The sequence below is a fragment of the Acinetobacter sp. MYb10 genome (genome assembly GCF_002980175.2).
Classification (GTDB): Bacteria; Pseudomonadota; Gammaproteobacteria; order Pseudomonadales; family Moraxellaceae; genus Acinetobacter; species Acinetobacter guillouiae.
In genome coordinates this window covers 451,063-473,469 of the sequence record NZ_CP058272.1, presented here as the reverse complement: position 1 = coordinate 473,469, position 22,407 = coordinate 451,063, and the positions used below count along the sequence as shown (strand labels likewise).

Sequence of the window (22,407 nt, the reverse complement as noted above, 5' to 3'; positions counted from 1 at the left end):
TTATAGCAATCTATTGAATAATATAACATTGTTTCAACTTTAAATAGTCATAATAATAGCTGTTTGCTTTATAACGCGCATAATCACAATCTTTTTTAAAAGCAATCTCTTTTTCGTTATAGAGCATTTTTAACAAAGTTTGCCCTTGCGAATTTTGATAAATATCCCACTGTAAGTTTGCCGCCATCGGTGAGATATCTTCGCCACGCCATGCACTATTTGAATAGTTAAATGTCTGCGTCAAGGGCACAGATTGCATCATGCCCTTTAACTCTAAGCTGGTGGCTAAAGGGATAATGATTTCAGCATGAGCAAACCTTAATACAGCAACATTCTTTTGTGTGTTGCTCATAACATCATCAACTTGTTTAAATAAATCCTGCTTGAGTGACTTGGCAATATCTGTTGTCACAGCTTTGCCTGTATCAAAGCTTGGACCCTTACTATAGTAATCATTGGCATCGTTATATTGCGCATAGAACTTAGCCGCTTCAGTTGGCATATATTTTTTAAAGTTTGTCGCCCCAAGCTCGTCTTGCATTCCGCCAGTGATTGAATACAACTCGTACAGATAAGCAGCAGCATCTACTGCACTGGCAATGGTATTTTTCCCCTTTCCTTTTTCAGTAATCTGTTCACCTTTAGGACTTGTTACAGTGAATGATCCTGAATTACTAAAGCTATAGCCTGTTTGACCAATTTTTTGAATAAACGCTGTTTTAAAAATTGGGCTTAATACTTCTGTTGCGATTTTTTGCGCATTAGAATCTGCACTCAACGTTTTTATTTTTTGTTTTAAGTCTGGATCATTCTCTTCAAAGTCTTGATATTTTAAGCTAGCCGCATAGACTGTTTTATCTAAATCCGTTTTAACATTGGTCAAATCGTCTTGCGCATTTAAACTATGAAAATACAGATGAAAGCGATTTACCCCACCATCGACAATACTTGGTACGGCGTTACTATTTAAACTTTGATAGCTTGCTGGTGTAATTGCAGTCTTTAAACTTGGTTGCTGTTTCAATAATTCATTGGTAAAAAATTTAGCACTGTCCACCGCTCGATCCACACCCGAACTGACGATCTGTACAGATTTACCCTGTTGGCTGGCTTGATTAAACAATTGTGGTAAGCGTTGTAATAAACGATCTGCGATACCCTGATGCTCTTTAATACCCACAGAAGTTTCATTGCCATAGCCATACTGGCGTATACCTTCCACCCCATAACCCAATAGAATATTGGCTTTCATCATTGCTTCTAAATCAGCACCCAATTGTTCACCCAATGGTGTTAAAGCATTTTCCTGTTTTGCTTTTAACCACATATTGTATAAAGCTAAATCATATTTAATACTTGATAGACCTCGTGAACCATGTCGCGCGACTAACTCTGTAAAAACTGGGCGATAACCTGTAGGCATTGCTTCATAGCTGCTTAATTTCTGTTGCGGTTGATACGGTTGTTTGGTCTGTAAATATAGGGATGCATCAGCTTTAGGTGGCGCTACAACAGCTGAATTATCATCATGATCATTATTGCAGGCTGTTAAAAATAGTCCTGAAGCAAAAAAAATGATTAGCGAATGTTTAATTTTAAATGGTTTCATCATTGAAATGTCATATTTGATTTAATGCAGGCAAACTAATCAAAGAACATGACACTGGTATGACCATCCTCTATTGATTCCATTTAAAAACAACAAAATAAAAAGATAGCATTAAGAAAATACTAACCAGTAAATAATATGGGAAGATAATGTTAAGTTGGTACAGCCCTGTGCTCATTAATGGCGCAACAATCAAACTGAGCGCTTGTGCCATGGTACATAAAGCAGCAATTTTAGTTTGCAAATTTATCGAAACTGATTGTGATGCACCTGTGGTAAATGCAGGCATTAAACATGCCACAGCGATACCATAAAAAACATAAGCCAACTGAAAAATCACGATCTGCTGCGTATAGATTGACAAGATCAGCCCAACCAACATCGTGCTTAATCCGACCATTAAAAGCTGTGTTAAAGACCATTTAAACCATTTAGAAATCGCAATTTGCATCAAGACCGAAACAATCCCCACAATCAACAAGCATTGGGAAAAATAGAGGGCACTTTGCTGAATGTTGAATTGAAATTTATCTTGAATATAAAAACCTGCAGTTAAATTCAGGGTAATAATCGCAATATATAAACTAAATCCAAGGATCAACCAAATCGTTGATTTTTTTAGATCATCCTCACTCAGACATACCAATTTCGAATGATTAGAATCTTGCTGTGAAATCTCTTTTTGTAAAAGTGCATCTTGAACATGCTCTTCTACAGCTAACTGATGGATTAAATCCCTATGATTTGGATCATGACTTGTTGTTTGTTGCTGCTGAGCATTTTCTACTTTGTGTTGATATAAACCTACAATCAGCATACTCATGACAGCCAAAAGCAATACGGCGAGCCACAAAGGAATCAATATTCCCCAAATAATGAGTAATGTGGTTAAAAATGGCCCTAAAATTAATCCTCCACTGTTTAAGGCACCAAAGCTTGCCATCTTCTGACTACGTGTTGTTTCATCTAAATATCGCGTCATCACATAACTTTGTAATGCGATTTGCGGCATTGCCATAAAAAAGCCAATACTGCTTCGTGTAAGTAATAATAAAGCGAAAAGTAGCCCAATTGGCATGCTATACAGTAGCCCATAACTTATTACCCCTGAAAATAGTCCCCAAGTTATGCTCATTCCAATAAAACCGATACTCAATAAATAATAATGATTTTGAAATTTGGTTTTTTTAGAAATCCATATTGCAGTTAGACTCATTAGCAATGCGCTGGCAGAGACCATCAAACCAGCTTGAAGCTCTGAGATTTTTAATAGACGAATAAGAGGTGCAAGTAAAGGTAAAATCATGGATAAGCTGATCCCATTGAGCAGCGTTGCCATCATCCAAATATAATTATTTTTATTCATTTGAATCTCCTAAAATATCAGTCTTGGCCTGATTAGGAAAATTTATTGAATCGGATTAAGCGCTACTCCTTATATCTCATCTAGATATTGCTCAATAAAAAGCCTCTTTCAAATTTTAAAGAGGCTTTATCTTGATTAATACTTCAGTGTATAACTTAAACCATAGGTACGGCCTTGTGCTGCCAAACTTGAAATAGCACCATAGGTTGGTGCAACTGCTTGGCTAAATACTGATTTATAATCTGTATTCCATACATTATAAACGCCAAAGCCTAATCTGCCTGGACCTGCTTTTGCACTGGTGATCACATCCATAATCGCAAAACCCTTAATCTCTGCGGGTTTTCGACTACTGCGATCATTTAATGGATTGACATAGTCTTTAGCCGCTTTATCCGTACCTCCAATCGCTAAAGTTTGTACACGTAAGTTGATATCATCTGCAAATTGCCATTCTGAAAATAGCGTGCCTTTCAGTGGTGCAACCCTTACAGCATCAAGCTCTTGCCAATCACCGAGTATATTTTTAAATTGACCTCGTGTATAAGCAATGGTTCCTCCCATATTCCAAATATCTGAAATTGCATATTTTACATTGGCTTCCAAACCATATATGCGTTCATCGGTATCAATCACTTCTATATTAAAATTTGGAGCAGCGTTAAACCTCACAGATTTATCAGAATCATTATAAAAAGCAGTCAGCCCTAGATTGAGTCCCTTTTGCTCTTGTAAACGCCAGCCGAGTTCATAGTTATTCACTTTAACCGGATCAATATTATTACTGGTCACAACAAAACTTGCTGGAACATCACGCAGCATCCGTTGTACGTCTGGAATACTAAAGCCTTGAGAAAAATTAGCAAAAACTTGTTGCGTATCGCTTAAGTGATAAACCCCACCCAAATTAAATAAAGTTGCATTATGTTTTACTTCACCACCTTTTAAACTCTTCGCCGTATAGCTAGGAATTAAGTCCACGACAATACTTTCAGGGTACGGGGTAGAATCACTGACATCACTATTAATTCGTTCGTGACGCACGCCTGCCTGTATATTTATACGATCCGTAACTGCATAATTCGCTTGAACAAATGCACCAAGTTTTGCCACTTGAACATCTGGTCCCATTGCATAGATTTTTGTCGCTTTATGATTTAAACCATTACTTGCAATAAAGGTATTGGTATCATACATTTGCCCTTCTTGACCATTTTTCTCATTTTCAAAATCTAAACCGTAACTTAGCCCTAAAGCCCGATCTGCAATTTTAAAATCTTTCTGTAAGGCTAAACGTGATCCCCAAATATTAATATCGGTATTGGACTGCATTACAACAGGAATGCGTCCGTCAGGTAATTCCGGATGTAGTAAATTTACTGCGGTTGGAAACCATCTTGCCTGCTCTTTACGGTAATAAGCTTCCAAGGTTAAACTTTGCCCCAATACATCATTATGGTTATATTGAGCATGTGTTGACCAGCGTTTTGTTCTAGGTTGGTCTTCAAGTTGTAAGCCTTTTAATGCTTTTAAACTGGGTGTAGCCCCTCTAAATAAAACAGCTAAACCCTGACCATAATCAGGTCCATAATCACTGTCTTGTTCATCATTATAATATTGTGCGCCAACAGTTAAGTGCTGTTGATCTGAAATGTCCCAAGTGAGTTGTCCATTGACATCAAGGGTTTGGGTATCTTGACGATCTGTTTGCGCAACTTCAGGTCCAATACGATCGCCACGACTGTCTTGAATTTCACCACGTTTGGCATAACCAACACCCAAATTACCTTTGATGCGATCTTGGTTAAACGAAACATTTTGTGAAGCTTCATAAGCCAGTGCATCGCCTTTAAAATTATTCCCTGAAGTCAGCCCCAGTTTAGTTTCAAAACTTAAAGCTTCGTCACCGCCTTTTTTAGTAATGATATTGATAATACCGCCAGTTGCACCTGAGCCATAAATACTCGTTGCCCCAGACACAACTTCTATTCTGTCAATCATTGAAGGTAGAATGCTATTGAGTTGACGCGATCCATCCCGTGAACCTGTTTGTGGTATCCCATCAATCATATATTGCACCACACGGCCGCGCATGCTCATACCATAGTTAGAGGTTGTACCGGTATTTGGCGTGAGTGAAGGAACCAATAGCCCTAAAATATCTGCTATGTTTTTACCCGCATTGGCTTGTTTTTCAATTTCGCTACGCTCAATGCGATAGACGGTCCCTGCGATGTCTGAAATACTTTTTGCAGAACGTGTTGCCGTGACCACGATAGGCGCTAAGCTTTTTACCTCTGCCCCAGTATTTTCAACTTTTTGAGTCGTAGGCTCTTGTGCATAGATCTGTGTCGCAATAGCCAAACTTAAACACGTCAGTTGTATTTGAATTGATGTTCTTTTCATGATTTATCCCTTACAACACCTCTGATCTTAGAGTTTTTTGTGATTTGGAAATAATGAGTTGTGAGAGAATCAAACTCACTACAGATGCAATAGCTAAAACAATATAAAAATTTCCATAACCTAATGATTTGGCCAGAAAACCAGACCCAGCCCCGCCAATAAAATAGACCAGCAATTCAAAACACACCAAAATTGTAAAGTCGGTCCCTGCTTGCGTTTTTGAGCTACTTTGCATGAAATATGCATATAAAGAAGTCATTGCGATATAACGAATTGCAAGGAATGCAATCACAACCCCCCCCAGCAAAAGCTGCCACTGATTTAGCCATCCGAACAGAATAGCGATTCCTAAGAGTCCATATATTAGTGTTCTCACCCAGCCAGCCCATAGCAGTAATTGGGTCGCCTTTCGCTTTTTGAGCAGCAATGCAGCAGAAACGGCTGCAAGCAATCCAACACCAGCCCCTACCACAGACATCAGCACACCAATTTGTGAAAGTGACCATTTTTGATCAATCAGCATTGGATTGAGCATTGCCATTGCGGGGGCTTCTACAAAGCGATAACAAACAATTAAAAGTAATGCCCAACGAATTTCAGGTCGTTTAAATGCTCGAATTAAACTCGGAGGGTGTTTAATCATGTGTTCTGTGGTTTTTTCTTGTATTTGAAAAACTGCAAACATCGTCAAAGCGGTTAAGCTTGCTAAACAGATAAGTGCTGTTTGCCATCCATAATATTGATACAGCCAAAGTGTTACCGCGCCACCGAGCATACTGCCAAGTGCAACACCAATGCTTTGCGCCATGCTACCAAAGCGATAATCTTGTTGTGAAAATGCTTCAACGGTATATCCATCAATGGCAATATCTTGGGTTGCTGCAAAACTCGATATCCATAAACCAATGATGACAAAGACCAGTAGCCCATAAGAAAACTGAGTCAAAGCAAGTGCAATAATCCCTAAAACCAAAGCAATTTGAGTGAACAGTAGCCACGTTTTACGTTTACCTAATCTTTTAATATAAAAACGGTCAATAAGCGGTGCCCAAAAGAATTTGAATGCCCATGGAATATAAAGCAGTGACAATAGCCCAATCCAGCGTAGATCTACCCCTTGGTGCCTTAAAATCGCAGGCAATGCCACATTATAAAAATACAAAGGCAAGGCATGGGCCAAATATAAAACAACCACAACACCTAAGCTAAGTACGGAAATCTGTTGAGTGACAGATTGTTTGGTTAAATTACTTATGCGTTGCATAATAGCCACCTCTGTACAGCCCATTGCAATGCATCAGCGCGATCTAATGTCACATAATAAGGAACTTGCCATGCAACATGTAGCGCAGGTGTATTGAGTCGTTCTTGATCGGCTTGATCTAACGCGATCCGTACTAAACCTACACAGTACTTAAAAAAATTGGCTTTATTTTTTTTATACCAATTGGCTTGAATTTGACGGTATTCTTGTGGAAATGTCGTACCTGCTACACTTCTCACCACCAAAACAAAATTTTGTTGCTGACATAGAAATGTTTCAACTTCAGCCAACCAGAACTGAAACTCAACGATTGAGACATCTTTGGAAAAGATCATCTCTTTGATCTGAATATGTATAGATTGATAACTCATAGGACAAATTCAACTTACTGGGTTTTGTATTTTTTTTGTGCTAAATATTGCTGAGATTGGATTAAATATTCACCAAATTTTTGGTAAAAAGTATCTCTAAAACAATAATATAACACCGCATTTTTCTCAGGCATTGTAAGCGTGCCCTGAGCTTCATAGCACATTTCATCGACAACCGCGGCATATGGTTTAACTGTTGAATCAGGTTCGCCTACGATTTTCAAAGAGGCTGCATGTTCAAAAATATAAAAAATGACTAAACGTGCGACTGCCCGAAGATAGCCTTTTCCAAGTACCGATTTTTCACCGAACAGGAAATGCCAGCCTAAATCCAGTTCATGCGCAGAATAGTAACGACTTAACCGATCTCGCTTACCTTCATAGATTTCTGTATACCCCACATCGTTTCCATCCATACCCACAATGAATAAACGATGGTGATCATCAGCCAATTGTTTCTCAAAATAGACTTCCAGATCTGTTTTTGATTTATTCAGTTGCCACTGTGGAATCACATGCGTTTCATGCATCCATTTATGTAATAAAGCCATATCATCAGGGTATTTCACTTGACGTAAATAAAACTGATTGCCGTTCTCATAATATTCATAAAAATCTGGTAATTGCTGTGATAAGGTTTTCATCACTTTCACCTTTATGTATTTGTTAGATTATTGAGTTTTTGACTCGTGTTAAATCTAGGTGCTACGCAGATAAATACACACTCTGCTCGGGCACGGTTTATCATGCTGGAGCAGGTGAAAATTGTGCTGTCCAATTTTTTAAAGTCTCTGGGCTTACAGGGTTTGCAATCAAATCTAGAACCACAGGTACGGGGCGTTCTGCTTCATCGTTATAACTGGTGGTAAATAGACGAACACGATTTAAGCAAACCTTATTGTATTGATTTCTAAATATCGCAAACTTTTCAATTCTTGCTGAAAACTCAGGATGTTGCTGATGAAACTCAGTAATCACATTCGATACGGTTTGCCAAAATTCAATCTCATGATATTGTGGAAAATCCTGTAGAAATACATTACAGATATAGCGGTAATGCACCATAAATAAGCCAGTAAAAATAAAATGACTGAGGTCTTGTGCTGAATGCCTCAATAAAATTTTGGCTTCATCAGGAAGATCCGCCAGCTCAGGAAAATCTTCATCGACAAGATTCATATCATCGATAAAGTCTTTGAGCACCATGGCCTTAGGCACCCCATTTTCATGAATTAACATGGTATTTTCACCATGTGGTGAAAATGCAAGTCCGTATTTATAAAGGCAAATCAAGAGCGGCTGAATACTGACGGTGATGAATTGCTTGAGCCAATCTAATGGTGCTAGGCCTGAAGCTTGAATAAGCACAGTTAAAATGGAAAGCCCCTGAATATCACGGTGTAATAAAGCAGCTTGCGATAAAACCTGCTGATGATATTCAACAAATGGATCTACACTTTCACGCCACAGACAGCCGAATAACTCTTTGAATTGATAAGGTGCACCTTCAATGTGATCATAACAAGGTTGCTGAATGGTCAAAGTTGCAATCTCGCCTAAAAACACCACACCCGTTTTTTGTAAATCCATATCTTGTTTTAAAATATTTTTTAACCACGCTGTAACAGCGGGCGCAGCTAAATTCCTTTGAGCAGGCAATCCTCGATAAACAGCGGTATTTAAAATACTCACTGGTAGTTTAATGTAATGACGTTGTGCATCTGATGTGTTACATAAAGTGCGAATTGACTGCATTGGTACATAATTATCCTGTCCAATGTTAAGTTCGACAATTTTTTGATCTACAATTTCATTGGCATAAGTTGGCACAATCCATTGGTGCCATTGCCAAGCATGTACAGGAACTAAATAATAATCCTCTGAATTTAAAGCAAGGTTTTGCATTTTTTCGCGAAATTCTAGCAATTCCTGCTCGCCAAACTCATGGCAATATAATTGCCCTGCATACCATTCAGTGGTAGAACGAAACTCTGCCAAATCTCGATGCACAGCCAGCCATAACACTTTGACTCTAGGTAAAATCTCAGGCGCTGAGTTCAAATAATCATCATAACCAAAACCGATTCGCCCCTTACTCATAATTAACCAAGGATGACCGCGCAACATCGCTTCGATTTGATAATGCGGTGCAGTCAATGCTGCTGCACTTGTTAGTCGATTTTCATCCAGTACATGAGCTTCGGCCAACCATGTATTGTTCATCTCTTTAATCAAATAGGCTTTGGTAAAGGGTTTAACCCCAACCTGATTGGAAAAAGCGGCAATAAATTGATGTAAATTCCAAGCGGGTCTTCTGGTATCCAAATTTAAATCACGTACTGAACCTTCTTGAATCTGCCAATGACCCAATAAATATTGTTGTGCATTAAACTGATAAATTCGGTCATCCAATCTCAATTGAAATACATCATTATCCAAGCTTTCAGCCTGAATAATTTCTTCATATAAAAACTCAGCGATTGCCATTTCAATCAAGCGTTGGCCTGCACTTCGCCATTGGTTCTGATTAATTTGTAACTGTGCAAAACTCATAAGCTGTTCTCAGTATTCGAATATTGTTGATGGTTTTGTTGATGCTGAGAATGTTGTATATTGAGGCTTTGGGCTTGAAAATTCACATTTTTAACCAAATCTTCAACATGCTGAGCATGCACATGATGTTGTGTTGCGATGTTTTTCTGGATCACTTGGACTTGCGGATTTTGCAAAGGATCAAAATGTTGGAAACATTGTGGGGCTATTGCTAAGTCATATAACGCATAACCTATGAGTTGATTTGCAATTGTTGCCGCACGATAAGCGCCTAAACCCAAATCAGGCGTACCAACACCATGACTATGCATATCCATGTTCTGAACAAAAATTTCACCAATGCCAGCATATTCGACAGCATAATTTGCTGAAATATTCCAATGTCCTTGTGGATTGGTTTTAATCCAGGGCTTCAGTTGCTTTAGAAATTTAAATTCAGGACAGCGATAGCCTGTAGCACAGATCACATAATCACTATCTAGACTGAACTGATTTAATGTCACCCGATCTTGAAAAATCAGTCTAATTTTCCCCTGTTCTGTTAAAACAGCATCAATTAGGTTGGACTGACTGTGTAAATGCGTCGCCAAATCATTTCCAGCAAGATGTCGAAGGTAAAGTTTCTTATATATTTCACGAATAGTTTGCGCACTGATTCCTTTATATAAAAGTGACTGTTTACTCAACTGCAAATCTTTATTAAGGTCATCAAAGCAATGAAAATGTTGACTATAGTCTGGACTAAAATGTTCTAAAGCTAATGGTGTATATTCCATAGGGAAAAACCCATTGGCTCGGGTCAGCCAATTGAGATTGAATTTCGGTTGAGACACCTGATCAAATTGATACTGACGATCGAATAAATCTAAAAAGATTTCTGCCGCAGACTGCCCTGATCCCAGTACCACAACGTTGCCTTGTAATTTTTTTGGCTGATGTTCTAGATAATGTGCTGAATGTTTACATCGCTCAGGATAGCTTTGAATCAATGTCTGCATGCATTGTGGGATATAAGGCACATTTCCTGCACCCAATACAATGTTTCGACAACTATAGCGTTGATGAATTCCTCCCTGTATAACTAAAACTTCAAAGCCATAGTATTTAGGCACAATTTCTGTGACTACTGACAAATATTGAATATTTTCAATTTGATCTGCAACCCATTGACAATAATGATTATATTCCTTACGAGGGATATGTGGCTGTTCTAAAAAATAGAACTTATAGAGTCGCTGTTGCGCTTTTAAATAATTGAGAAAACTAAATGGGCTGGTCGGATCTGCCATAGAGACCAAATCAGCCATAAAAGGCACTTGCAACATACTATTTGGAAGCTGCATTCCTGCATGCCAATCAAACTGGGCTTGTTTTTCAAAAAACAGATATTTTAGCTTTGATTTTTGTTGTAACAAACTTGCTAAACTTAAGTTAAACGGTCCTAAACCCACAGCAATAAAATCAAGCATAAATTGCATCCTTCTGTTTTAGACATAAAGGATTTGGTAACTGAATATAAATTGATTGCTGTTCTACAGGCGCAATCAGTTCATCCAGCTCATATAAACGCGTGAGTAAATTCCCTTTATATGGCAAGGTTGGTTGATACAATAAGCCTTGTAATAAACTACTGTCAGAATACTGTACATATAATTCCATCAATTTATCTTGCAATAGATCAATGAGTTGCTGTTCTGAAACACTCCCTGTTGCACCGATTGCGTTAATAATGCCAAATAAAGTATTAGCAAAAAAATAATAACTAAACCGTTCATCAACCAAAGATTTTTGACCAACCGCCTGCGCTTTCCCATCAAGCTCAGGGAATTCTTTTAATATTTCAGTGGCATATTCTTCGATGTAATAAAAACCCTGATTATCCCTGAGCCATAAATTTTTAGGATACGCATTTTCCAACTCAACCAATACATTCTGCTGATGTGACTCAAATGCCATCCCATAGTGATGATACAAATACATCAAGGGAACTAAGCTGATCTCTAAAAATCGCACAAACCAATTTAATGCAATTTTTTCAATACTTAGCTGCGGTTCTGCCTGTGCAATTTGTTCAAATAAATGATCAAAGCGATTTAAATTTTTTGCTGGATGATCTTGGCATAAGGAGGCAATACATGACACTTGCTGATGTCTATCAAATGGCTGATCTCTAAAAATGCAGATCGTTTCGTTAACAATTGTTCCGTCGATGATTAACGCAGTCCATGCGGGGTCATGAATTGCCTTCAATGTAGGACAAGATTTTAAAATCGACTGACCTATTGGCCCCTGCCAAAGTTGACGCGTGATTTCTCCACGATGACATTCTTTGGCCAAATTGACTCGGATAGAGTTGGTAATCATCACGGATAGTGAAAGTTTCACCATCCATGGCGCTGAATAGCTGACCAATGTTCTGACGGATGTTGTGGCGGAAAAATGCCAAGCCTTTTCACCAAAATCAATTAATTTTTTCTTGGCTTTTAATTCTTTATACCAATCTTTGCTCTGCAAATAACGTGCTTGCCATGGATGCAATGTCAATAATTTATAGCTTGAATGTGTATGAATTAAATCTAATTCTGTTTCGCTCAAATACCATTGCATATGCTTTATGAGTTGGCTAGTGATTGGCTGATCTGATGTTGCGCTTTCTGCCAGATATTCTGGTGCAACTAACCAATAATACAGTTGCGTTTGACCTTTATGTTCTGGTGAGAACCTTAACCAATCTTCATGAACGAAACCGGTGCGACTCTTTGGCGCTGGATGCATACTATGCCCAAGAATCAATGCTTGTTCTGTCTGGATAAAATCTTGTTTGGCTTGAATCAATTGGTCAAAATCATATTCACGCTGCTTTAAAAACTCAGCTAAAGCATCTCGGCTTTGTATCCATTTTTCAACCAATGATGCTGAATCTAAGGATTCAACAGCGTTTCTTACCAGCTCTTCTAGAAGTAAGCACACCATTGCAATTGGACTAAACCTTTGCACTTGCCCTTTATTAAAAATCTGTGGCAGTTTTTCTATTCGATGCCGCCCTACAAGACTTCTATATGAAAGCGGTGCATATAATTGGGATTGAATGGATTCCAATGGAATTATTAACAAGGTCAAGCCTTGGCTAAACGCAAGTTGCGTAGAGTTTTGCTGATATTTCTCCAGTAAAATTCTACTTCCTGTTTCTTGTGAGTATGCATTGATTAGGTGCTGCATCGCCAATCGGCTGGCAAGCTCTTTCATCTGACCATATCCTCTGTACAAGACTTTTTACTGCACTAAAAAGATCTAGAAATTTAATTTATGTTTTCTTGGATCGTGAAGCTCTGCTTAACACAAAATAATGATAATCATTCTCATTTGAGAAAGCAATGTTACACCCTGCTTGTCTATACAGGTTTAACTCTATGATTTTTTAAATATTTATGATGAATTGGTCTTTTTCTTATGATTTATCTCTTTAAAATTTTCAATTGTAATAAATGATAATATTCTCATTTAGAATTGAGAAATTTCATCGGAATTTTTATTTTAGGGGATTATTTAGCAAGTTTAATTAATCTAAAACTTCACTAGCAGATTTTAATCTATAGCTTATTTATTGATTTATTGTGATATTTTTATTGAAAAATAAAAAGTAGATTTAACGATATCTGTGAATTGTGTCGCTTCTTTAAAAAATATTTCATCTACATCTTTTCGAAGCAAATCTGATCCAATCAATCAGGGCTGTACAATTTACCAAAAGCTAATTGTAATAACGCTTGTTTGTTTTAGTTAACGCCAAAGTAAATGAGGAATAAAATTACAAGTTTGATCTAACCAACATAGTTTTTCTTTACGATCCAACCGATCATGAGCACCCATGAGGCGTAATACATAACGGTCTAGGTCACTGGCATCAATGGGTTGTTCACTTCTTCCCCCTTTAGACGGCATATGATCATACCAAATAATAACTGGAATACGATATCCAGCCTCTGTATTTGCACTATGTCCAGCATAGTTTTTAGCATGCCCTACTTCATTACCATGATCAGATAAAAAAGTAAAAGATCTAAAATCAGATTGAGTGGAAATCAAAAGATCGAATAACTTTGCAACAATCCAGTCTTGGTAAAGTATGCTGTTATCATATTCATTGCGTTTTAACTGAATTAAATGATTAACCTCATTTCGTTCAAGTTTTTTTTCAACCTCATCATTGCTAGAATCATTAAACTTAGAAAATTGTTCTGGGTATCGTAACTTATAATTTGGGTGTGAACCAATGAGATGCAGAATAATCAATTTACGAGGATCTGGATCATCCAATGCAATTTTATAAGCAGGCAGAATATTTTCATCTAATGACGTGCTACTACGACCTGACTTTTTATTGATAAAAACAGCTTCATCTGCATATGATGCAAAAAGTGAAGAGATATAAACATCATCTTGGTTACTAATCCAATAAACTTTAAACCCTGCTGCCTTAGCATATGCCATAATATTCTCAGGTGCGTGATCATCCATTACATTGCGCGTACCGTCATTAAATAAATAACGTAAAGATTGAATAGTAGAAGATGCTGGTGAATATCCACGACAGAATACTTTGAACTGGTCACTACGTTTACTTAACTCAGGTGTTGTATTTCTTGGATAACCGCATAATCCAAAATTAAAACTGGTAATGCTATCCGTCAAAACTATGGTATGTGTCTGGCTTTTATTAAATTTACCGCTAAAATCCAAGCGTTTTTCTGCATTCAATGTCCATTCTTTATGTATCTGATCATGTTTTAGAATACGTTGTTTGAAGTCCTGAATTTTGCCATAATATCCATACCAAAATGGCAATGGATGTAAAGCAATTGAAGGCTTTATTGCATAGCTGGCAGTACACAGTAGAAATAACAAACCTATAGCATAACGCCCTAATCGATGTACTTTCTGATCACGGAACTCACGCGTATTAAAATATTTAAATAAAATATAAAAATATAAAATCAAAGCGCTTAAAATCAAGCCAACAAATAGAATAAAAAAACCAAAATGTAGTTGAAAAAACTCTAAACTTTCATTCAATGTTGTATTCGCAATAGATTCAATAATTGAATATGCTTCAGCATCACTATTGAACAACAGCCAACTTACTGAGAGTAAACTGGTATGAAATATAAAAATAAACCACCAAACAATTGAAAATAATTTCCAAAATAAATTTGGCTTTTTTGTGGTTTGAAAACACAACCAACACCCTGGTAGTGATAAAAATGCCAAACGGACACTATCCGACCAACTCCCAGCTAAACCTAATAACAGTAAAGTGATCAGTGGTAGTGCAAGTAGATACGGTATAAAAAACATACGTTGCCAGCTTACTGGTATTCGATGAAATCGCTTCATTGTCATTAGAAAAGGTAATGTTGAATAAGTGCAGCAACACCAATAATTAAAAAGACAAGTGCGCCGATTTTATGAATGAGTGAAATTGGAAGCTTTTCTGCAAGCTTATTACCAATAAATACGGCTGGAGCATTCACTAACATTATTCCTAACGTCGTACCTACAGTAACCCAACCGACACTGTCAAAACGAGCAGCTAATGCCACAGTCGCTATTTGAGTCTTATCACCAATTTCTGCCAAAAAGAAAAGCACAAAGGTTGCGCCAAAGACACCATATTTTTGCCACTTATCGATACTTTCAGATTCATCATCTAGCTTGTCTGGGATTAACATCCATACGGCCATCCCAATAAATCCAAGAGAAACAATCCATAATAATACAATTGGGCTAAGAACAGTCGTAATCCACTGCCCGAGTACGGCTGAAACACCATGATTTACCAGTGTTGCAAGAAAGATAGCGATAAGAATAGGAATAGGTTTTCGGAATCGTGCAGAAAGCAGTAGTGCCAGTAATTGGGTCTTATCTCCCATTTCGGATAAAGCAACTACAGCAAGAGATATTAGGAAAGCGGATAGCATAATAATTTCTCTGGCTAGCAATAATTACCATTGATTTATAACTCTTGCTAGCCATAGCAGAGTAATAAATCAAAGGTCTTGCCAACAAAAAGAAATCTATGATCAGAGGATCTTTTGGTTCTTTGCTATGATGACCATGCTTGTTTAAGCAATTATGTTGACCATCACCTTTTTACCCAAGGTAAAAAGCGGCTACTCCCCAATGAAGTTTTTTTATTCTAGTAGAATCAAGAGTAGTTTTCAATGATACTTTTTAGATAAATTAAAAGAACTCATTCCTGTTTGATTACGCCGTCTACTCAACTCATATTCCTGTAAATATATTTTAAATATTGATCAGTAACAAAATTGCAAAATTATAAATATATTTAGCTAGGGGAAATAATATTAAAAACAATCCATACTCATAAAAAACATTTGAATTCAATAAATTAAAGTTCCTCCATAAATCAAAAAATGACCATATTGAGTGAATCATATTGGTATTGAAAGTCCCTTCTCCCTTTGGGAGAAGGCTAGGATGAGGGGGATTTTAGATGATCTATGGCTTTAAAAAGGACTTATGAAAGAAGTCTATTAGATGATATTTATTTTTAATAATAGGAGCCTTTAATCGCACTCATTGGTCGCATAAGCATGCTTTTAATTTCATCATATTTTGCGCTTTCATCGAAAACAAAAAATCTCATATTAAAAGATTATTATTCAACAATCTCAGCCATTCTAAAGAGCCTGTAATCAATGTGATAAAATATAATTTATTGATTTTTTAAAATAAAAATCAAATAATTTTATCTGAGAAGTATAAGGTGTATTATCTTAATTTTAGGATATTGAACAGAGCTATAGATTTTTATGTTAGAACATAGCGATATTAATTTACCGATTATTATTATTGGCGCTGGAATAGCAGGAATCGCATGCGCTAAAAAATTACAAGAAAATGGTAAAAAAGTTACCATACTCGAAGCGAGGTCTCGCATAGGTGGGCGCATAGATTCATTGCAATCTGATACTGATGTTTTTGATTTAGGTGCATCATGGATTCATGGTGTTGAAGATAACCCTATCTGGAAAATCACCCAAGAGAATCATATCGAAACAACAGTATTTAACTATGATAAATCGCAATATTTTCATGAAAATGGCTTGTTATTTTCTGACAAAGAAGTCCATGAGTTTGAATCTTATGTAGAAGAAATAGAAAAGCAACTTTCTCAAACACAAACGCTATCGGCCCTCAACGCGACTGAAGAAATAATTTCTTCTTTACATTATTCAGGCAATACATTTTCAAAAGATTATCTTAAAAAATTATTATTTAACTTTTTCAACCGAATAGCAAATGATCCATTTGCGACCAATCTTGAGCTACTTTCATCGAATTATAAAAATTACGAAGGTTATTTTGAAGGTGATGAAGTTATTTTTCCCAATGGTTATGCTCAAGTTATAGACGTGCTTTCAAAAAAAATCGACATTCAATTCAATATAGATGTAAAAAAAATCATCTGTGAAAATGATTATGTAAAAATCATTGATTCCAATGATAATTTTTACATAGCTTCCCGCGTAGTGGTTACTGTCCCACTCGGAATCTTAAAGAAAAACCATATAGCATTTTATCCAGCATTACCTCATCACTATGCGCAATCTATTCAAGATATTGGATTTGGATCCTTCAATAAAGTATTTTTCGAATTAGAACAACCACTCTCTTTTAGATCAAAAATGCCGATAGACAAGATAAGTGATTTCTATTGGAATGAGCTTGGCTGTTTTAATATCCTTGACTTATCTGGAATTTATAAAAAACCAATTTATTTAATGCTGTTTGGAGGAAAGCAATCTGAGTTTATCGATAATTCAGCGGATCATGAAATATCAAACTTTATTTTTAGTAGCTTGCAAAAACAATTCAACAATATTCCCCATACACCTAAAAAACTCATCGTTACACGTTGGGGCTCCGACCCTTATAGTTATGGTTCTTTTAGTTTTCCCTCACTAAAGCACTCTGAAGATATTGTTAAGGTATTGCACAAACCAATTCGAGAACAAATCTTCTTCGCTGGCGAACATTGTAGCTTGAAATATGCGGGTACTGTTCATGGCGCATACTTAAATGGCGATGCAACAGCTCAAAAAATATTAGCTGAAGTACCACTTATTTAAGCCTAATCTCAACCATTATAAAAACCTCCCTATGGAGGTTTTTATAATGTTGTCTATAGTTAGGCGCATTGATAATAGACTTCTTTCATAAGTCCTTTTTAAAACCATTAATCAACATAAAAGTACCCTCATCCTAGCCTTCTCCCAAAGGGAGAAGGAACTTTCAATACCAATATGATTCACTCTACATGATCATTTTTTGATTTATGAAAGATCTTTAATGTTATTGGCTATTTTTTTGCTCAAAACATTTATAAATTAAAGCGCCAATCACAGCACCAACAATTGGTGCAACCCAGAAAAGCCATAATTGACTCAGTGCAGCTGTTTCAGCAAAGAAAGCCACTGCTGTACTACGTGCAGGATTGACCGAAGTATTGGTGACAGGAATACTGATTAAATGGATCAAAGTTAATGCCAAACCAATAGCAATAGGCGCAAAACCTGCTGGTGCACGTTTATCTGTAGAACCGAGAATTACAATTAAGAAAATAGCAGTTAAGACAATCTCAATTAATAATGCAGAAACCAAAGAATATTTTCCAGGCGATAAATCACCAAAACCATTTGTTGCAAATCCGCCCGTACCAGTGAATCCTGCTTGACCTTGTACAATCAAATACAATATAAATGCCGCGAAAATACCACCTACGACTTGAGCGATAATGTATGGTGCTAAGTCTTTTGCATTAAAACGACCACCAACCCATAAACCTATACTTACTGCAGGATTGAAATGTCCACCTGAAATATGACCTAATGCGTAAGCACCAGTCAGTACAGTGAGACCAAACGCGAGTGCAACACCAACAAAACCGATACCCAATTCTGGAAAAGCAGCAGCAAGTACTGCACTACCACACCCTCCAAAGACCAGCCAAAATGTTCCAATAAATTCTGCAAAATATTTATTCATATTCATTACTTTTCTGTTCAATAAATCCAAGCGGAATTTAGCAAAACAAGTCACATTTTCAAACAAAAATATGAATTATTCTACAAAAAACATAAGTAATTGATGAAATGACTAAATTTATAATTTTTATAGAACAAACCCTTCGATTGAAGGGCTTGTTAGACAAATTAAAATTCCAATTCAGAGGGGGAAGAAGGAATGATTTAATAAATCTATTCCTAATTATTAACATGTATATGGATTTATACAATCTTATTTAATAGAACACAGTATTCTAAAAATTTGAAGATAAATCAAAAAGCCCATCTGCGGGTGAACTCTTTAGCCGATTTATGGCAAAGAACTACTTATGATTAAAAAGCTGATCTGTTATCTTTTGATCAACTTTACTTCGATGTCCATTGTCAAAATATCGATCTACATGGCATCGTTTTGTATTTGTATCGCAGAATACTCCATTTGAGAAAGTAAATGCAGAACGATCAAAATCACCTTGTGAGAAAACTTTATTCGCTTTTTTGGTTCCTAAATATTGAGCCGTAAGTGATTTTGATATACCTTTCTTATTTACACAAATATATTGATCACAAATCACACCTTTTTGAGGTGAAACTAAACTTGTGCTGGTTTTAGCAATCGTTGGAAAACTGATGATTAAACAAGCGTAGCTGATGATATTCAATAATCCTTTAGAAATTTTCACTTTTAAACCTGCAAAACAATACAAAAAAATAAAGGAAAATTATAAGATCAATTAGATTTAAGATATACAACAATTACGTTTAAACCTATATAAGAAAACACGTTAGGCTTCTTTTATAAGACATTTTTAAAATGATAAATCAACATAAAAGCCGCTCATCCTCGCCTTCTTTCAAAGTGAGAAGGCGATTTCAATAGCAATATGAATCACTCATTATAAACATTCATTCAGTTTAGAAATAATCTAGAGATATTATGATTAACAGCAGAATTATCGATAAAATCAAATAAGTATTGATATTATTAAAGCTCTTAAGATAATTTAACATTCGTCATTTCCCATAAGAATTTAATAAAATACTATATGGTTGACGGATAGATAAAAGACTAGGAAAAGAAAAGCAGACAAAAAAATACCATCGATAATAAAATTGGTTAAAAATGTTGCACGATGAAATTTAAATAAACTTGTAAAGCTAATAAATTAACAATTTTATATTCAAAAAAACTTAAATCACAAGTTAAGCTAATAAACAGCTTTAGCTATTTTAAATAAGTTCATTTTAAAAACCAAAATTTAGATTTATTGGCTATATAAAACTTTAAATCAGTAGTTCCACTAACTTTTTTCACTTATTTATTTAAAAATTAGCAACTTAAAAATACAGCTAAGTATTTTTAGATATTGCTTGGAGTTAATTCAATTCATCAAGTTTTAAAAAATAATTCCTTTTGTCAGGCATATCGTTTTTTAAATGCTTTAAAAATATTTTCGCAGTTTCCTCAGATACATCCTCTCTTAGGCAACGTTCAACAAAAGATATATCTACAAATTCATCTGCTAATCCAGCACGACCAAGATCTAAAAAGTAAATTTCACCAGATTTATCTATAAAAATATTACTATCCGTGATATCGCCATGAGAAAAAACCAATCTTTCTTCAACACGAGTCTCATTTAACTCATTCCAAAGACTTAGGTAAGTTTTATGGTCTCCCCATAATTCAGCCTCAAAATCATCTTGATCTATCTCGTCAAGGAGTTGGTTATCAATAAAAAATTTTGACTCTTTTAACCGATGATCAATGCTTGAAATAAATGGGCAATCAATAATAGCAACTGCATTTAACTGATTGAGTGTCTCCTTATAGATAGCAAGCAATTCTTGCTCTGTTAAAAAAAGCGCTGAAATTGGTTTTGCATTGATTGCTTTAGTGATCATGAATTCAAACTGCTCATCCTGAAAAGTCATGATGAGTTCAGGCACCTTTAATTTATCAGAGAGCCAACTCAACATTTTCGCTTCACGAGAGACACTGTATGTGGTCTCTGTATATAAAGTGCTAGATCGCTTAAGAAAAAAAGTTTCATTATTTCGATTAAAAGAATAAACATCCGATGGCGACTGACCAATTTTATTTGGCTCTAAAACGCTGTTTCCAATAAATTGTTGAATAATATTAGGCAATTTCATCAAGTTTTCCTTTTATTCAGCATTAAAAACCCCGCAAATGCGAGGCCTAGTAAATAGATGATCTTAATTAGGTTCACTGTAGCAAAAATATGGCTTATTCCCTATAGAGGGTCAATGCTTCAAACTTTTGTCATTACCTCTCAATTGCATAAATAGCGCTAGGCTTAAGGAAAATGGTTTGCTGTATTTCTCTGTCTCAAATCTCAAGAATAAGCTAGAGCAGAATATTAGACAGCAGCAAGACCTCAGGATGCAGACAAATCGCGGAGTAGTTGCTCCATATCCTGTTCGCCTACTTTTGTTTGAGCACCTGCCTGCAAGCCGCCACGAATGAGTTTTTCAGCAGCCGGACGCGCAAACAGACCAGCCCATGCCTTGTGCTCTCGAAGGAAGTCTTCACTTAAATCCGCTGGTGGGATTGCTTTCTTTGCAGCGGCGATGACCCCTTCAGGTAAAGCTGCAATATTTGTGGCGATGCGATGAACAAAAGCGTCTAACTCATTTGCCGGAAGCGCACGATTTACCCAACCATATCGTTCGGCTAGCAAAGCGTCAATAAGGTCAGCACCAAGAATTACCTCTAATGCACGCCCCCGTGTCATACGCTGTGAAAGATATTGAGTACCACCACCGCCAGGAATAATCCCCATCAATGCCTCACATTGGGCGAGACCAGCGCGCCCAATAGCAGCAAATGCCATGTCCACTGCTGCCACAAATTCAGCACCGCCACCACGCGCCAAGCCTTCGAGCTTAACAATTGTCACTTGCGGCTGTGCCTGAATCATCTCTCCCAAAGCCTGAAATGGATTCAATCCATTAGGTAGATCTTTTGCGAACTGGTCAAAAGCGTTTGGCTCATCAATTAAGGTCATGTCTACATGAGCGATGAAAAACTCAGGATCGGCGCTTTGGAACACGATTACACGTGTTTGTGGGTCATCACGTACCTGAGTGAGAAAAGCTCGAATATCACTCATCAATGCAACATCCAATACATTAACTGGTGGATTGTTAATGCTGACAGTCGCCACACCTCGATCATGCTCAATGTGAAGTGTGGAATAAGTTGGAATGGTCATCATATACCCTTGATTTTAGCTGTGTGCAATCATGGTATCTTATGTATACTTAGTGTCAATTACGCACCTTAAGCATCCTAAGTATCTTGGAGCATACCTATGAACCCTGATCACGATCCAATCTACCGTGCCGACTGCCCAAGCCGTGCCATTCTCGATCAAATCGCAGATAAATGGTCAATGCTGGTTTTGATGGTGTTACATGAACCACGCCGCTTCAACGCCATCAAACGGCGTCTTGATGGTATTACCCAACGTGTATTGACACAGACACTTCGCAAGTTAGAACGCAATGGTATGGTGACACGCACCGTTATAGATGGGAAAACGCTAGGGGTGGAATATGCCTTGACGCCACTTGGTCAATCACTCAAATTGCCTTTTAACGCGCTCTACGACTGGACCGTCGAGAATATGGATACCATTCAGGTGTGCCAATCTCACTATGACCAATCTGATGATATTATTCGCACAGCTACCACCCAGCAATCAGGCATAACACTGAAATAA

The 22,407-nt window shown here is 36.7% G+C and carries 17 protein-coding genes and 1 riboswitch; of the genes, 2 read left to right on the top strand and 15 right to left on the bottom strand.

The genetic code is table 11. The annotated features are described in order from the left end of the window. Positions 1–10 precede the first annotated feature (10 nt). From CQZ96_RS02165 to CQZ96_RS02115, 11 genes are all read right to left on the bottom strand, one after another. The gene (locus tag CQZ96_RS02165) at positions 11–1,609 is read right to left on the bottom strand and encodes a histidine-type phosphatase (RefSeq protein WP_171287884.1); all 1,599 of its coding nucleotides are present in this window, start codon (positions 1,607–1,609) and stop codon (positions 11–13) included. A 70-nt stretch (positions 1,610–1,679) separates the two neighbouring features. Beyond that, on the bottom strand, positions 1,680–2,975 hold the full coding sequence (locus CQZ96_RS02160; RefSeq protein WP_105712551.1) for an MFS transporter: 1,296 nt from the start codon (positions 2,973–2,975) through the stop codon (positions 1,680–1,682). A gap of 135 nt (positions 2,976–3,110) precedes the next feature. Beyond that, a complete protein-coding gene (locus CQZ96_RS02155; protein ID WP_105712550.1) occupies positions 3,111–5,381 on the bottom strand; it encodes a TonB-dependent receptor in 2,271 nt (756 codons plus the stop codon). Positions 5,382–5,391: 10 nt separating this feature from the next. Continuing rightward, positions 5,392–6,645 (bottom strand): MFS transporter, encoded by a 1,254-nt coding sequence (locus tag CQZ96_RS02150; RefSeq protein ID WP_105712549.1) that lies wholly within the window; start codon positions 6,643–6,645, stop codon positions 5,392–5,394. Continuing rightward, entirely contained in the window at positions 6,633–7,016 is a 384-nt protein-coding gene (locus CQZ96_RS02145) for a hypothetical protein (RefSeq protein ID WP_056511420.1), read from the bottom strand. The genes CQZ96_RS02150 and CQZ96_RS02145 overlap by 13 nt, the downstream gene beginning before the upstream one ends. Before the next feature lie 14 nt (positions 7,017–7,030). After that, positions 7,031–7,660, bottom strand: a complete 630-nt coding sequence (locus CQZ96_RS02140; RefSeq protein WP_105712548.1) for a GNAT family N-acetyltransferase — start codon at positions 7,658–7,660, stop codon at positions 7,031–7,033. 100 nt (positions 7,661–7,760) lie between these two features. Next, the gene (locus CQZ96_RS02135) at positions 7,761–9,569 is read right to left on the bottom strand and encodes an IucA/IucC family protein (RefSeq protein ID WP_105712547.1); all 1,809 of its coding nucleotides are present in this window, start codon (positions 9,567–9,569) and stop codon (positions 7,761–7,763) included. Beyond that, on the bottom strand, positions 9,566–11,038 hold the full coding sequence (locus CQZ96_RS02130) for a lysine N(6)-hydroxylase/L-ornithine N(5)-oxygenase family protein (RefSeq protein WP_105712546.1): 1,473 nt from the start codon (positions 11,036–11,038) through the stop codon (positions 9,566–9,568). Before CQZ96_RS02130 ends, CQZ96_RS02135 begins: the two co-directional genes overlap by 4 nt. Then, entirely contained in the window at positions 11,031–12,815 is a 1,785-nt protein-coding gene (locus CQZ96_RS02125; RefSeq protein WP_105712545.1) for an IucA/IucC family protein, read from the bottom strand. Before CQZ96_RS02125 ends, CQZ96_RS02130 begins: the two co-directional genes overlap by 8 nt. Positions 12,816–13,349: 534 nt before the next feature. Further along, on the bottom strand, positions 13,350–14,963 hold the full coding sequence (locus CQZ96_RS02120) for a phosphoethanolamine transferase (protein WP_105713007.1): 1,614 nt from the start codon (positions 14,961–14,963) through the stop codon (positions 13,350–13,352). A gap of 5 nt (positions 14,964–14,968) precedes the next feature. Beyond that, positions 14,969–15,547, bottom strand: coding sequence for a TMEM165/GDT1 family protein (locus tag CQZ96_RS02115; protein ID WP_105712544.1), 579 nt, complete (start codon positions 15,545–15,547; stop codon positions 14,969–14,971). Between the two features lie 68 nt (positions 15,548–15,615). Next, positions 15,616–15,760, bottom strand: a riboswitch (yybP-ykoY riboswitch). Positions 15,761–16,402: 642 nt separating this feature from the next. On the opposite strand from CQZ96_RS02115, the gene CQZ96_RS02110 reads away from it, so the two are divergent. Then, on the top strand, positions 16,403–17,722 hold the full coding sequence (locus CQZ96_RS02110) for an NAD(P)/FAD-dependent oxidoreductase (protein ID WP_105712543.1): 1,320 nt from the start codon (positions 16,403–16,405) through the stop codon (positions 17,720–17,722). 223 nt (positions 17,723–17,945) lie between these two features. Here the strand turns inward: CQZ96_RS02110 and aqpZ are convergent, their stop codons facing one another. The 4 genes from aqpZ to CQZ96_RS02090 all read right to left on the bottom strand — a co-directional run bounded on the left by aqpZ (position 17,946) and on the right by CQZ96_RS02090 (position 21,897). Continuing rightward, positions 17,946–18,638 (bottom strand): aquaporin Z, encoded by a 693-nt coding sequence (gene aqpZ / locus CQZ96_RS02105; RefSeq protein ID WP_105712542.1) that lies wholly within the window; start codon positions 18,636–18,638, stop codon positions 17,946–17,948. Positions 18,639–18,981: 343 nt separating this feature from the next. Beyond that, positions 18,982–19,293 (bottom strand): YcgJ family protein, encoded by a 312-nt coding sequence (locus CQZ96_RS02100; RefSeq protein ID WP_171287883.1) that lies wholly within the window; start codon positions 19,291–19,293, stop codon positions 18,982–18,984. Between the two features lie 742 nt (positions 19,294–20,035). Then, positions 20,036–20,815 carry an APH(3')-VI family aminoglycoside O-phosphotransferase gene (locus CQZ96_RS02095; protein ID WP_105712540.1) on the bottom strand — a complete coding sequence of 260 codons (780 nt, stop codon included), beginning with the start codon at positions 20,813–20,815 and terminating at the stop codon, positions 20,036–20,038. 245 nt (positions 20,816–21,060) lie between these two features. Next, entirely contained in the window at positions 21,061–21,897 is an 837-nt protein-coding gene (locus tag CQZ96_RS02090; RefSeq protein WP_105712539.1) for an enoyl-CoA hydratase/isomerase family protein, read from the bottom strand. Positions 21,898–21,996: 99 nt separating this feature from the next. On the opposite strand from CQZ96_RS02090, the gene CQZ96_RS02085 reads away from it, so the two are divergent. Next, entirely contained in the window at positions 21,997–22,407 is a 411-nt protein-coding gene (locus CQZ96_RS02085) for a winged helix-turn-helix transcriptional regulator (protein ID WP_105712538.1), read from the top strand.